General features: G+C 62.2%; 10 protein-coding genes. 2 read left to right on the top strand and 8 right to left on the bottom strand.

Features of this window, described 5'->3' with window-relative positions:
• Positions 1–87: 87 nt before the first annotated feature.
• The 4 genes from OBACDRAFT_RS07315 to OBACDRAFT_RS07300 all read right to left on the bottom strand — a co-directional run bounded on the left by OBACDRAFT_RS07315 (position 88) and on the right by OBACDRAFT_RS07300 (position 6936).
• Positions 88–1560, bottom strand: coding sequence for an efflux transporter outer membrane subunit (locus tag OBACDRAFT_RS07315; RefSeq protein WP_081721878.1), 1473 nt, complete (start codon positions 1558–1560; stop codon positions 88–90).
• A gap of 334 nt (positions 1561–1894) precedes the next feature.
• Entirely contained in the window at positions 1895–5017 is a 3123-nt protein-coding gene (locus OBACDRAFT_RS07310; RefSeq protein WP_043584236.1) for an efflux RND transporter permease subunit, read from the bottom strand.
• A 93-nt stretch (positions 5018–5110) separates the two neighbouring features.
• On the bottom strand, positions 5111–6331 hold the full coding sequence (locus tag OBACDRAFT_RS07305; protein ID WP_081721877.1) for an efflux RND transporter periplasmic adaptor subunit: 1221 nt from the start codon (positions 6329–6331) through the stop codon (positions 5111–5113).
• A gap of 65 nt (positions 6332–6396) precedes the next feature.
• Complete coding sequence (locus tag OBACDRAFT_RS07300; RefSeq protein WP_043584256.1) at positions 6397–6936, bottom strand: MarR family winged helix-turn-helix transcriptional regulator; 540 nt, start codon at positions 6934–6936, stop codon at positions 6397–6399.
• Between the two features lie 93 nt (positions 6937–7029).
• Here OBACDRAFT_RS07300 and OBACDRAFT_RS07295 point away from each other — a divergent pair, with 93 nt between their 5' ends.
• Positions 7030–7959 carry a LysR family transcriptional regulator gene (locus OBACDRAFT_RS07295; RefSeq protein ID WP_043584235.1) on the top strand — a complete coding sequence of 310 codons (930 nt, stop codon included), beginning with the start codon at positions 7030–7032 and terminating at the stop codon, positions 7957–7959.
• 41 nt (positions 7960–8000) lie between these two features.
• Here OBACDRAFT_RS07295 and ribF read toward each other — a convergent pair whose 3' ends face one another.
• Positions 8001–9026, bottom strand: coding sequence for a bifunctional riboflavin kinase/FMN adenylyltransferase (gene ribF / locus OBACDRAFT_RS07290; protein ID WP_043584234.1), 1026 nt, complete (start codon positions 9024–9026; stop codon positions 8001–8003).
• 81 nt (positions 9027–9107) lie between these two features.
• Complete coding sequence (gene truB / locus OBACDRAFT_RS07285; RefSeq protein WP_043584233.1) at positions 9108–9836, bottom strand: tRNA pseudouridine(55) synthase TruB; 729 nt, start codon at positions 9834–9836, stop codon at positions 9108–9110.
• 152 nt (positions 9837–9988) lie between these two features.
• Here truB and OBACDRAFT_RS07280 point away from each other — a divergent pair, with 152 nt between their 5' ends.
• Positions 9989–10747 (top strand): four helix bundle suffix domain-containing protein, encoded by a 759-nt coding sequence (locus OBACDRAFT_RS07280; RefSeq protein ID WP_043584232.1) that lies wholly within the window; start codon positions 9989–9991, stop codon positions 10745–10747.
• 125 nt (positions 10748–10872) lie between these two features.
• Here the strand turns inward: OBACDRAFT_RS07280 and OBACDRAFT_RS25090 are convergent, their stop codons facing one another.
• Both OBACDRAFT_RS25090 and OBACDRAFT_RS07270 read right to left on the bottom strand, forming a co-directional pair.
• On the bottom strand, positions 10873–11670 hold the full coding sequence (locus OBACDRAFT_RS25090) for a type II secretion system protein (RefSeq protein WP_052361411.1): 798 nt from the start codon (positions 11668–11670) through the stop codon (positions 10873–10875).
• A gap of 46 nt (positions 11671–11716) precedes the next feature.
• A partial coding sequence (locus OBACDRAFT_RS07270; protein WP_043584252.1) for an NEW3 domain-containing protein occupies positions 11717–13438 on the bottom strand: 1722 nt, incomplete at its 5' end.

Below are 13438 nucleotides of genomic sequence, written 5' to 3'. Positions count from 1 at the left end.
CCCGCTACCGAAAACGTCGAAGAACTGTGGAAGTCGTGAGGTGTTCGTGCGCATGGGTTCGTTTTTCTAATTCCTAATTTCTACTTCCTAATTTTTTTCTTCGTTCCAGCCGCCGCCGAGGGCGCGGTAGAGGTCAACGAGGCTGATGTAGTGGAGGGTTTGGGAACGGATGAGGTTTTGTTGCGCGTTGAAGAGGTCTTGTTGCGCAGTGAGGACGGCGAGGTAATCGGCTACGCCGCCTTTGTAGCGGGCGTCGGAGAGGTTGTAGCGGGCTTGGGTGGCGGCAACTTGGGCTTGTTGGGCGGCGAGTTGTTCGTCGTAGGAGGCGCGGGCTGCAAGGCCGTCGGCAACTTCGCGGAAGGCGGTCTGGATGGTTTTTTCGTAGGTCGCGATTTCGATTTGTTTTTGGAGTTGCGCGATTTCAAGGGTGGCGCGGTTGCGGCCTGCAGTGAAGATGGGGAGGGTGATTTGCGGGGAGAAGTTCCACGCGGCTGAGTGGGCGCTGAAGAGGTCGCTGAGTTGGGCGCTGCTGGTGCCGCCAAAGGCGGTCAGGGTGATGCTGGGGAAGAAGGCGGCGCGGGCGGCTCCGATGTCGGCATTGGAGGCGCGGAGGAGGTGCTCGGCTTGGAGGATGTCGGGGCGGCGTTGGAGGAGGTCGGAGGGGAGTCCGGCGGGGAGATCGGTCAGGAGTTTTTGCGCGGCGAGGGGGGGGGGGGGGGGGAGGGTGTCGGGAATGGGCGCGGCAACGAGGTAGGCGAGGGCGTTGAGGGCTTGGGCGTGGAGGCGGGTGTATTCGGCAATGGTGGCGCGGGTGGCGGCAACTTGGGACTCGGCAGTGCGGAGGTCGAGTTCGGTGGCAACGCCTTTGTCAAAGCGGTGTTTTATGAGGTCGTGGCTGTCTTGGACGAGTTGGAGGGTTTGGCGTCCGAGGGCGAGTTGTTCGGCAGTGGAGCGTTCGGTGAGGTATTGGCTGGCGAGGGTGGAGATGTAGCTGAGTTGGGCGGCGCGGCGGGCTTGTTCGGTGGCGAAATAGGTTTCAAGGGCGCTTGTCTTGAGATTCCGGATACGTCCGAAGAGGTCGATTTCCCAGGTGGCGAGGGCGCCGCCAACAGTGAATTGGTTGCCGGTGTTGCCGTGGGGGGCGGTGGCGGGAGAAAAATCTCCGGCGGTGCGGGCGCGTGTCATGCCGGCGCTGCCGTTGAGGTTGGGCCAGAGGGCGCTGTTCTGGATTTGGTATTGGGCGCGGGTTTGTTCGACGCGGAGGAGGGCGGTGCGGAGGTCGCGGTTGTTGTCGAGGCCGAGTTGGATGAGGGCTTGCAGGCGCGGGTCGCCAAAGAAGGTGCTCCACTCGGGGAGCGAGGGGGCGTCAGTGGCGGTTGTGGTCGTTGTCGCGGGAGTGGCGGGAGAGGCGGGAGTGGCGGTGGGCCAGGCGTCGGGGACGGGGCTGGCGGGGCGTTCGTATTTGGGCGCGAGCGAGCAACCAGCGAGGAGCAGTGCAGTGGTGGCGGCTGCGGCAGTTAGTTTCGCCGAGTTTGAGATTTGAAATTGAAGAGGGCGCATGGTGGCTGTGGCTGCGGTTTGTTTTAAAATGTAGGGAGCTTCTAAGAATTACACAAAGGACACAGAGCGGGCACAGAGCTTGGGGAGGTCTGTCCGATTATCGGATGTTTTTTCTGCAAGGTGATATTTCTGTAAGTCATTTATTTTAAATAGAAAAACTTTATTAACGGGAAAAGGTGCGGAGTCGTTTTGTCCTCCCCAATCTCTGTGCCTGCTCTGTGTCCTCTGTGTAATTTTTCAATTTTCAGAACCTCCCTGTAGTTGTTTTTTGGATTCACCACGGAGGGGGTCATGAATGCGTGAGGTGTGTTGTTTTCTCCGTGGTGCTGGTGGTTTAGTCTTTCTTGGCTGGTCCGCTGCGGAAGAGGCGGGTGATGAATACGAAGAAGACGGGGACGAGTATGATGGCGAGGAGGGTGCCGCCGACAACGCCGCCAAGGACGCTGGTGCCAATGGCGTTTTGAGAGCCGGAACCGGCGCCGTTGGCGATGGCGAGGGGGAGGACGCCGAAGCCGAAGGCGAGCGAGGTCATCAGGATGGGGCGGAGTCGGAGTCGGGCGGCGTGCACGGTGGCTTCAACCAGGCCCATGCCTTTGTCGTAACCTTCCTTGGCAAATTCGACGATGAGGATGGCGTTCTTTGCAGAGAGGCCGACGGTGGTGAGGAGGCCGACTTGGAAGTAAACGTCGTTGGGCAGGCCGCGTATCATAACGGCCAATACAGCGCCAAGAACGCCCATGGGGACGATGAGCATGACGGCAAAGGGAACCGTCCAGCTTTCGTAGAGAGCGGCGAGGCAGAGGAAGACGACGAGGAGGGAGATGGCGTAGAGCGCGGGGGCTTGGGAGCCGGAGAGGCGTTCTTCGTAGGAGAGGCCGGCCCAGGAGCGGTCAATGCCTCGTGGGAGTTTGTCGGCAATGGCTTCCATGGTGGCCATCGCGGTGCCGGAGCTGGTGCCGGGGGCGGGCTGGCCTTCGATTTTCATGGAGGGGAAGCCGTTGAAGCGTTCGAGGGCGGGGGAGCCGTAGATCCACTTCATGGTGCAGAAGGCGCTGAAGGGGACCATCTGGCCGGTGTTGTTGCGCACGTACCAGCGGTCAATGTCTTCGGGTGACATGCGGTAGGGGGCGTCGCCTTGGAGGTAAACTTTTTTGACGCGTCCGCGGTCGATGAAGTCGTTGACGTAGGTGCCACCCCAGGCGGCGGCAAAGGCTTGGTTGATGTCGGCAACGTTGAGGCCGTGGGCGGAGGCGAGTTCGGTGTCGATGTCGATTTTGAACTGAGGGGTATCGTCGAGGCCGCTGGGTCGGACGGCGACGAGGCTGTCTTTGTGTTCGACGTTGGCGGAGTAAACAACCTGGCCGCGGGCGGCGAGGAGGGTTTCGTGGCCGAGGCCGGCGAGGTCCTGGAGGCGGATGTCGAAGCCGCTGGCGTTGCCGAGTTCCATGATGGCGGGGGGAGTGACGGCAAAGGCCATGGCGCCTTTGATCACTTGGAGTTTGCCCATGATGCGGCCAGCGACGGCGTGAACTTTGAGGCTCTTGTCTTTGCGTTCGCTCCAGTCCCGGAACTTGATGAAGCCGAGGGCGGTGTTCTGGCCGCGTCCGCCAAAGCTGAATCCGGCGGCGGTAAACATTTCCTGAACGGCCTCTTTCTCGGTGTTGAGAACAATGTCTTCGATGCGTTCGAGGACGCTGAGGGTTTCTTCCTGAGTGGAGCCGGGGGGGAGGGTGACAACGAGGAGCGCCATGCCTTGGTCTTCCTCGGGGAGGAAGGCGGTGGGGATGCGGTGGAAAAACCATGCCATGCCGCCAGTGAGGACGAGGAATATGATCATGGTGCGGCCCCAGCGACGGATGCAGGCGGCAGTGGTGGTGGAGTAGCCGGCGGTGAGTTTTTCGAAGCAGCGGTTGAACCAGCCAAAGAAGCCGCGTTTGGCGGCGTGGTGCGCGGGGTCGATGGGTTTCAACATCGTGGCGCAGAGGGCGGGAGTGAAGACGATGGCAACGACGACAGACAACAACATCGCCGAGGCTATGGTGATGGAGAATTGGCGGTAAATGACGCCGGTCGATCCGCTGAAAAATGCCATGGGGACAAACACGGCGGAGAGAACCAGGGCGATGCCGATGAGGGCTCCGGTGATCTGGCCCATGGATTTTCGCGTGGCTTCCTTGGGCGAGAGGCCTTCCTCGCTCATGACGCGTTCGACGTTTTCGACGACGATGATGGCGTCGTCCACGAGTAGTCCGATTGCCAATACCATGCCGAACATGGTGAGGGTGTTGATGGTGAATCCGCAGGCGGCCATGACGGCAAAGGTGCCGAGGAGCACGACGGGAACGGCAAGGGTGGGGATGAGGGTGGCGCGGATGTTTTGCAGGAACAGGAACATCACGATGAACACGAGGACGACGGCTTCGATGAGGGTTTTGACGACTTCCTCGATGGAGAGGCGGACGAAGGGCGAGGTGTCCCAGGGGTAAACGACTTTGAGGCCTTCGGGGAAGAAGCGTGAGAGTTCGTCGATTTTGAGGTGGACGAGGCGGGCGGTTTCAAGGGCGTTGGCACCGGAGGCGAGTTTGACGCCGAGGCCGGAGGCGGGTTTGCCGTTGAGGCGGGGGGTGACGGTGTAGCTTTCACCGCCGAGTTCGAGGCGGGCCACGTCGCCGAGGCGCACTTGGGAGCCGTCGGCATTCACCTTCAAGAGGATGTCGGCAAATTCGTCGGTGGTGTTGAGGCGGGTTTGGGTGACGATGGTGGCGGCAAGGCGTTGGCCGGGGACGGCGGGGAGTCCGCCGAGTTCACCACCAGAGATCTGGGCATTTTGCGCAGTGACGGCGGTGGTGATGTCACTGATGGCGAGGCCGTAGTTGTTGAGCGCGTCGGGGTTGATCCAGATGCGCATGGCGTACTGGGAACCGAAGAATTGGGTGTCACCGACGCCGGGGACGCGGCTGATGGGTTCCTGCACGCTGGCGGCAATGAAGTCGGAGATGTCTTGCGCTTTCATGCTGCCGTCTTCGGAGACAAAGCCGACGATGATCAAAAAGTTGCCGGAGGTTTTTTGGACAGTGACGCCTTCTTGTTGCACTTCCTTGGGGAGGACGGGCATGGCGAGTTGCAGTTTGTTCTGCACCTGCATTTGGGCGATGTCGGGGTTGGTGCCTTGGTTGAAGGTGAGGGTGAGTTGCATCGAACCGTCGGCGTTGGACGTGGACTCCATGTAGCGGAGGTTGTCGATGCCGTTCATCTTTTGCTCGATGATCTGGGTGCAGGTGTCTTGCACGGTTTGCGCGGAGGCACCGGGGTAGCGGGCTTGAATGCCAATGGTGGGGGGGGCCACCATGGGGTATTGTGAGATGGGGAGGGTGCGTATCGCGAGGAGGCCGCCCATCATCATGATGATGGCAATGACCCAGGCGAATACGGGACGGTCGATAAAGAATTTGGCCATGGTGGGAAAGTTACTGAGGGCTGAAGGGCTGTGGGCTGATGTTGCAGCCGGGTGTGATCAGGTGGGTGTTGCGTTGTCTGCTGGTCGGGGCTCTCAGTTTTTCGGGCTTTCAGTTTTGATGGGTTCGACGGTTCCGGCGGGTTTTTGCCAGCTTGGCGGTATCGGATTAACCACTACGCCGGGGCGGATGCGTTGAAGGTTTTCAACGATGACTTGGTCGCCGTCGCTCACGCCGGAGGTGACGAGCCATTTGTCGCCAATGGTGCGTTCGGCGGTGAGGATGCGGAGTTCGACTTTGTTGTCTTTGCCAACGATGAGGGCGGTGGCCTGGCCCTTGGTGTTGCGCGAGACGCCGGTCTGGGGGACGAGGAGGGCGGAGGGTTTCACGCCTTCGACGAGGCGGGCATGGACGAAGAGGCCGGGATAGAGGTCGCCGCGGGGGTTGGGAAAGAGGGCTCGCACGGTGATCGAGGAGGTGCCGGGATCGACGGTGATGTCGGTGAATTCAAGGGTGCCGGATTCGGGATATTCGGCGCCGCCGGTGAGGATGAGTTTCACTGGGGCGCTTTTGCCGTCGGCTGCCGCCTTGAGGCGTCCGCTTTCGAGGTCGGCACGGAGTTTGAGGTAATTGTTGGCGGGTTGCACGACATCGACGTAGAGTTTGTCGATTTGCTGAATGGTGCTGAGGAGGGTGGCGGTGGCGGCTTGAACGTAGGCGCCTTCGGTGATTTCGGATTTGCCGATGTGGCCGGAGATGGGGGCGTACACTTTGGTGTAAGCGAGGTTGATCTTGGCGGTCTTGATGGCGGCTTGGGCGGCAGCGATGTCGGCGGCGGCGATTTTTTCGGCTGAGAGGGCGTCGTCGTAATTCTGGCGGCTGACGGCGTTGAGTTTCACGAGGTCGGCGTAGCGTTGGACGTCGAGTTGGGCGGCGGCGTGCGTGGCTTGGGCGCGGGCGAGGGTGGCTTCGGCAGAGGCAAGCGCGGCTTCGTAGGGTTCGGGGTCGATTTGATAGAGTTGGTCGCCTTCTTTGACGTTGGTGCCTTCGGTGAAGAAGCGTTTTTGGACGATGCCGTTCACGCGGGCGCGGACTTCGGCAATGCGGTAGGCGGAGGTGCGTCCGGGGAGGGAGCGGGTGAGGGTGATGGGTTCGGCGGTGAGTGTCACCACTCCGACGTCTGTCGCAGCGGGCGCGGCTCCGGCACCGGGGCCACCGGCATGGGCGGCGTTTTTGTTGTCGGAACAAGCGGTCTGGAAGAGGAGCGCTGCGGTGGCGGCGATGAGCGGGAGGGCGGCAGTGAGGAGGCGTTGCATACAGAAAATTAAGAATGAAGAATTAAGAATTGGGAATGCGGGATTGTGCAGGGGGGGGGGAGTGGTTAATTGGCGGAGGCGGCGAGGGGACGGGGGGAGTCGGGTGTAGTGAGTGCGGCGATACGGGAATCAAGGGTGTCGCAGGTGGTGCGGAGGGCAGAGATGTCGGCTCCTTCCAAAGGAGCGGCGAGGTCAATCATGGTGGAGAGTATGCGGGTGATGGCAGCGGTGTATTTTTTGCGACCGGCGGGGGTGAGTTGCGCGAGGACCTGACGACGGTCTTCGTGGCTGCGTTCGCGGGCGATGAGGCCGGAGAGTTCGAGGCGGGTGAGGACGTCGGTGACGGTGGGCGGCCACATGGCGGCGTCGGCGGCGAGTTGCGTGGGGGCGAGGGGGCGGGGGTCGTGCGCGGAGAGGACGGAGAGGAGTTTGAAGCCGGTCTCGGTGAGTTTTTGTTGCGAGAGGGTTTGCCGGAGGAGGGTCTGGAGGCGGTTGGAGGTTGCCATGAAGGAGAGCAGGGCGCGGCAACGGGGTTCGTCCTTACCGGCGCTCTGGCGGGCGCATTGACGGAGGGCGTGCTGGAGTGGATCGGGTGCGGCTGTCATGACGGTAGTGGGGGACGATAACATCGGGGGCGGGACGGGGGAATGACTTTGTTGTTTGCCGGGTGATCGTTTTTCGTTATCAGTGGTTGGGAAATGGAATTGAGACATTTGCGTTATTTTACAGCGGTGGCGCGTGAGTTGAGTTTTCGCCGGGCGGCGGAGGGCTTGCGCGTGGCGCAGCCGGCGTTGAGCAAGCAGATCAAGGATCTGGAGCACGAGGTGGGCGTGGAGTTGCTGGACCGCGATACGACGGGGGTGCGGTTGACGGAGGCGGGTGCGGTGTTTCTGGCGGAGGTGGGGCCGGTGCTGGCGCGGGTGGCGCAGGCGGTGGAGTTCGCGCGGGAGGCGAAGTTGGGGCGGCGCGGACGGCTGACGATTGGCAATGTGGGGCCGATGTCCACGAGTTTCATGCCGGCAAGTCTGGTGGCGTTCCGGGAGCGGTTTCCCGATGTGGATGTGATGTTGCGCGAGATGCGTTCGCTGGACCAGATCAGGGCGTTGGAGACGGGCGAGATTCAGGTGGGCTTTGCGGGCACGATGGGGGAGGCGAAGCCGGCGGGGGATTTGGAGATGATGCGGGTGTTGAGTTCGCCGTTACGGTTTGTGATGGCGAGGGGGCATCCGCTGGCGTCGGCGGCGTCGGTGTCGTTTGCGCAGTTGGAGGGAGAGCGGCTGCTGGCCGTGGCGGACCCGAAGCGGGCGGGACCGGACCACGCGGAGGCGATGCGGGCGTTGTTCGCGGCGCAGGGGTGCAGGCCGGGGGCGATGCAATTGGTGGACAGTCTTGAGTCGTTGCTGGCGATGGTGGCGGGGCAGCAGGGGATTTCGATGATGCCGCGCATCATCAGCACGCATCATGCGGAGGGGATCGTGAGCAAGTCAGTCCGCGGGGCAGGGGCGGAGATGGAGTTTCACTTGTGGGCGGTGTGGCGGGGGGACGCTTCCCCGGTGGCGCGCAATTTTATCGGGGTGCTGCGGGAGGTGCAGGGGGAGACGAAAAAAGCTAAAAAGCTAAAAGGCTGAAAGGCTGAAAGGCTGAAGAGGTTCGCCAGTTTTCCTTTTCCTCACTGCGCGGAGAACCAGTCGAGGGCGGATTGGCGGTCGGCGGCGATTTGGGCGCGGAGGGCGGGGAGATTGGGGAAACGTTGCTCGGGACGAAGAAAGGTCAGCCACTCGACAGTCACGAAGTCGCCTGCGTCGAAGGGGCAGCGGTCGCCAAGGAGGTGGATTTCGAGGCGGGGGCGGGTGGCGTTTTCCACGGTGGGTCGCAGGCCGTAGTTGGCCACGGCGGGGAATGAGGGGGCGGCAGGAGCAGCGGCGGCGGGGGGGGGGGGGGGGGACGGGGGGGGCGCGGAGGTGAGGCCGGGCGAGGTTCCGGCGGTGACGCGAACGGCATACACGCCGAGGCGCGGGAGGAGGTCGGGTTGCCAGTCCACGTTGAGCGTGGGGAAACCGATGGTGCGGCCGAGTTGTTTGCCGGGCATGATGACGCCTTCGGCAAAGTAACTGTAGCCGAGCAGGGTATTGGCTTCTTCAATACCGCCGGTTTCAAGGTGGGCGCGGATGCGGGTGCTGCTGATGGGTTCGCCGTTGTGATTGATGCGCTCGGCGCTGAAGACGGAGAGGCCGAGGGGCCGGGCTTCGTTGATGAGGTAGGAGATGTCGCCTTCGCGGCCGCGTCCGAAGCGCCAGTTCTCACCGACGTAAATGGTGCGCAGGGCGGGGAGGTGGCGTTTGAGGAGGGGGAGAAATTCAGAGGCGGGGGTTTGCGCGTAGGCGGCGTCGAAGGTCTGGCTGATGATGACATCGACACCGAGCTGGGCGAGGAGCCGGGCCTTGAGCGCGGGTGTCATTATCATGCGCACGGGTGCGTCGGGGCGGAAGAGGCGGCTGGGGTGTGGCCAGAAGGTGAGCACAGCCGCCGTGCCGCCGCTGCGACGGGCGGAGTGCACGGCGGCTTCGATGACGGCTTGGTGGCCGAGGTGCACGCCGTCGAACATTCCGATCGCCAGGTGCAGGGGACGCACGGACTGGGCTGCGGGCGCGGCCAGCGCAGCGGCGGCTTCGGCGATGGAGGTGAAGGTGTGCATTTTTGGAAAAGCTAAAAAGCTAAAAACTAAAAGGCTGAAATGAGGAGGGTGGATTCAGCAGGATTGGTTGCAGCTTTGTATTCAGCCGACCGCTACACGCGGGGCGACTTGGTGGATGGGGACGAGGATTTTTTCGATTTCGGGATGCGACATTTTTTGCAGCGCCTCGATGGTGACGGCGCGGTCGATGGTGAGCGGACCGCAGGCGGTGCGGCGGAGGGCCGAGAGGTGGCCGCCGCAACCGAGTTTGTCGCCGAGGTCGTGAGCGAGGGTGCGCACGTAGGTGCCTTTGCTGACTTTGCTGCGGAAGTCGATTTGGGGCGACTGCCAGCGGGTGAGTTCAAACTGGCTGACGCGGATGAAGCGCGGTTCGCGTTCGATGTCCTGGCCTTTGCGGGCCGATTTGTAGAGGGGCACGCCGTCGATCTTGATGGCGGAAAACATCGGTGGCATTTGGTACTGGTCGCCGAGCATGGCGCGCATGGCGGCGGCGACTTGCGCCTCGGAGAGGGGGGGGACGGGGCGGGTTTCGAGCATTTCGCCTTCGGCGTCCTGGGTGTTGGTGGTTTTGCCGAGGGTGATGGTGCCGGAGTATTCCTTGTCGGCGCTCATGAGGTATTGGGAAAGGCTGGTGGCTTTGCCGACGAGAACGATAAGCAGGCCAGTGGCCATGGGGTCGAGGGTGCCGGCGTGACCGATGCGTTTCATGCGCAGGATGCCGCGCAGGCGCGCAATGACATCGTGCGAGGTGTGGTCAGTGGGTTTGTCGATGAGGAGGACGCCTTCGAGTTCTTTCGGTGGGACGAGCATGAGAAAACCCAAAAGTAACGCCTACCGGATGGCTCGGAGCGAGGAGAAAGTCGGATGGTGGGGGGACGCCGGACGCTGGACTCTGGATGCTGATTTTTTCTCGTCAGCCGAAGTATGGCGTCCAACGTTTGGTGCCCTAATTCTCCAACGTCATGCCTTCTCCCCTCTTCGACAAATCCGGAGGCTTTCGCAAACTCAGCAGTTTCCATTTCGCCACGCTCATCCACCTCGGCACGATTTCTTTTTGCGACCGTTTCATCTCCTTCAGGAAAGACCCCCTCGGCAAAACCGCCGGCCAGATGGTCGGCGCCGCGCGTTCAGGCCGGCAAAACATCATCGAGGGTTCCGAACGCTCCGCCACCTCCAAGGAAACCGAGATGAAACTCACCGATGTCGCCAGGGCCAGCCTTGGCGAACTTTTGGGCGATCTCGAAATTTTTCTCGCCGAGCGCGGCGTCTTTCCGTGGAGCGAACAATCCAGGGAATACCAAGCCCTCAAATCCCTGAATTTTCCTCCGTATCAACATTCCAATGACGCCTCTCACCAATTCTGGGAATGGTATCATGCCGGCAAGGCTCCATTTATGCCGTGGTTGGAGAGCAAAGATCCCTGTGTCGCCGCCAACGCTCTCATTGTACTGATCCGCCGTGCAACAGCCATGCTCGCCGCCCAAATGCGACAACAGGGCGATGCTTTTCTGGCGGGCGGGGGCTTTCGCGAGCGTCTGACCCAACGGCGTGTTGAAGCCCGCGACACGGCGCTGGAAAAAACCGACTCTCCGGCCTGCCCCAAATGCGGCCAGCCCATGCGTCGTCGCACCGCCCGCAAAGGCCCCAACGCCGGGAAAGAATTCTGGAGTTGCCGTGGCTACCCCGACTGCAACGGCACGCTCCCCATCGAGGCGCAGTGATGCGGCTGGCCGGGGGGGGGGGGGCGCGGAGGGGGCGGGGAGAGAGGACGCCGGACGGCGGACGTTGGGACGCCGAATGGCGAGAAGAGCACCCGGAGCCCGCGTCCTGCCCGAAGCCTGTGACTTCAGGGATTCCAGCGGTAGCCGAGGGCATCCGTTGTGTTTGGACGGCTATTGGTATTTATTTTGCTGTAAGGATAAGGCATGACACGCCCGCTTACCATCAGGAGGTTAGCCGTATTGCCGTGGCGGAACATCAGATAACCGCTGTCGGTGCGGTTGGTGATGGATTGGCCGTTGTCCGGGCGCTTCGCACCTCCGAGCAACGCCTCGTAGATGATCGGAGTCACGCTGGGCGCGGAAATGGATTCGAGGAGACGCTTGCGTCTGGTGTCGCTGGCCCAGTATCCAACTTGAGGATTGAAGGCGTAGCCTGTCACCTGGTCGTAATAAGTGTAGGTTGTCTCCTGCTCTTTGAGTGAGGAAGGACAGGGCAACATGCGTTTGCCCATGAATGCCTTCAAGCTCGATGCTGCTCCCATATAAGGCCTGACGTAGTTGAACCAGCCATACTCGGTGCCATTCGTGGTGATTCCAAACGGGCAGTCTAAGTTTGCGAATTTGATGGATACGGGCAGGTAGCTCTTGTTGTCAGAGGCAAAGAGGTGGATGCCGTTGCCGATTTGGCGGAGGTGGGAAATGCATTGAGCTTTGCGCGCCGATTCCCGGACGCGGCTGACCACCGGAATCATGATTCCGGCGAGCACGCCGATGATGGCGATGACAGTGAGCAGTTCGATCAGGGTGAAAGCGGCGGCGCGGCGGGCTTCACGTGAAGCCCTTGCTGGAGACTCCGCTTCGCTTCGTCTCCAGCAAGTAAAAGGGCTTCGTGGCAATGCGGCGGGGGGGGGGGGGATGTTCATGGTAGTGTGGAGTTACGGCTAGAAAAACAGAGAATAGTAGTGGTGGTTAATTGCCCCAGATTTCAACTTCTCCGAGGGTGCCGCCGGCGAGGGGCCATTCGACGGCGAGACGGACGTGACGGGCGGAAACGGCGGCAGGGAGGGTGATTGTGTATTCGCGGACGGCGGCGGAGGCTCCGCCTGTCGGGGGGAGTTGCGTGAGTTGTGGCGTGAAGGTTTCGCCGTTGTCGCTCGTCGAGACGGCAAGACGCATGGGGAGCATTTCGCCGGGGCCGGCGTTGACAACAACGCGGCGGACGGAACGGGGGGCTTTCAGATCGAAGTCAACGGTGATGTTTTTTGTCGCATAGGAAGCACTGTAAGGACCGCTCGCGTTGCGCTGTCCGGTTTTGTTGTTGAAACCGTTGGTAAGGGCGGTGCCGGGGGAGACGTTTTTGTCGCGTTGGGCGGGATCGGATATGGCGGCGGCGGCAGGCGTGCCGGGCGTGGGCGTGGAATAGCGGTAGGTCGCCCCGGTGTGCTGGAGATATGGATACGTGGCAGGATAATGGGCGTTGTCAGTGAGGACGAGGAGCGCGTCTTTCGCGGGGATGTCCATCACAACGTTGGCGGTGATTATGGCGCTTGGGGTGTTGCTGTGGGCAGGGCTCCAGTTGGCGACGAGGGGGTAGAGCCAGTCGGGTTTGACGAGGGCAACGTCGGCGGGAGGTGTGATCGTGAAGGTCACTTTGTGGCTTCGTCCGGGGGCGAGTTCAGGGGTGTCCGTCGTGGCGGCGGGGGAGATTTGCCAGTCGGCAAGCGCCTGCGCACGGAGGTTGCCGGGGGGGAGGGGGGCGGGGGTCGTGTTGATGAGTTCAATGGTCAGAGGGAAGGGAACGCCGGGGGGGAGTTTGGCGGTGTGTCCGTCGGCAGCGCGTGCGGTGGATGCAATGGCGGGGATGGAAAGAACAGGGGCGTGGTTTTGATTTCCAAACAGATACAGGACGCCGGCGCTGGGGATGGCCGGGAGTGTCACTTTGTAGCGGCCATCCGTAGTGGCGCGAACGGGGATGGCAGTCAGGCTGTCGTCTTCGGCAGGCGCCCACCATGCGGTTTCCCATGGGCCGCCGGGAAGGGGGAGCGTGATGGTGCCGGGGGGAAGGGGGCGTTGCTGGCTGTCGGCACGGGTCGTGATGACGAGGGCGAGGTTGCCAGACTTGTCGATGAAGGGTTGCTCGACGCGGAGGTTGCCAGTGTCGGCAAGTTTTTTGTCGGCAGCGACGGCAGGCGTCAGGCCGGCTTCGCGGAGGCGGTCGCCGAGCCAGCGGCTGATGGCGAGTTCGCCTTGCTGAAGGGCGTACTCCTCGCGGTCGGCAGTGGGGCCGTCGAGGAGAAAGGCGGACATGGCTTCGGCGGGTTTTTGAAGGATGAGGGTGCCGAGTTCAAAGGGGAAGTAGAGGACGGCGGGCCTGCGGCCCGAACGTCCAACATCCAACGTCGAACGTCCAACATCCAAGTTGGGCGCTGCCGCGCCGGTGGTGGAGGGGGGTGGGGGGGGGAGGGTGTTGAGGTAGGCGACGGGGCGGCGGTTTTTTTCTGACAATCCTGTCGCGAGGACGCGGGCAGTGGTGGCACTGGCGGTGACGGAGGTGTCGGCAAGGAGGGTTTGCTTGGCGTGGCCGGAATTGATGGAGAGCTGGGTGAGGGAGGCGGGCTTCGCAAGCGAAGCCCCTACGGGGGCGATGTTGACGCCGAGGAGGGGGGCGAGTTGGTCGCGAACGCGATGGTG

Origin of the sequence: Geminisphaera colitermitum TAV2, from assembly GCF_000171235.2 — a bacterium.
Classification (GTDB): domain Bacteria; phylum Verrucomicrobiota; class Verrucomicrobiia; order Opitutales; family Opitutaceae; genus Geminisphaera; species Geminisphaera colitermitum.
This window is presented reverse-complemented; position numbering and strand designations above follow the sequence as displayed.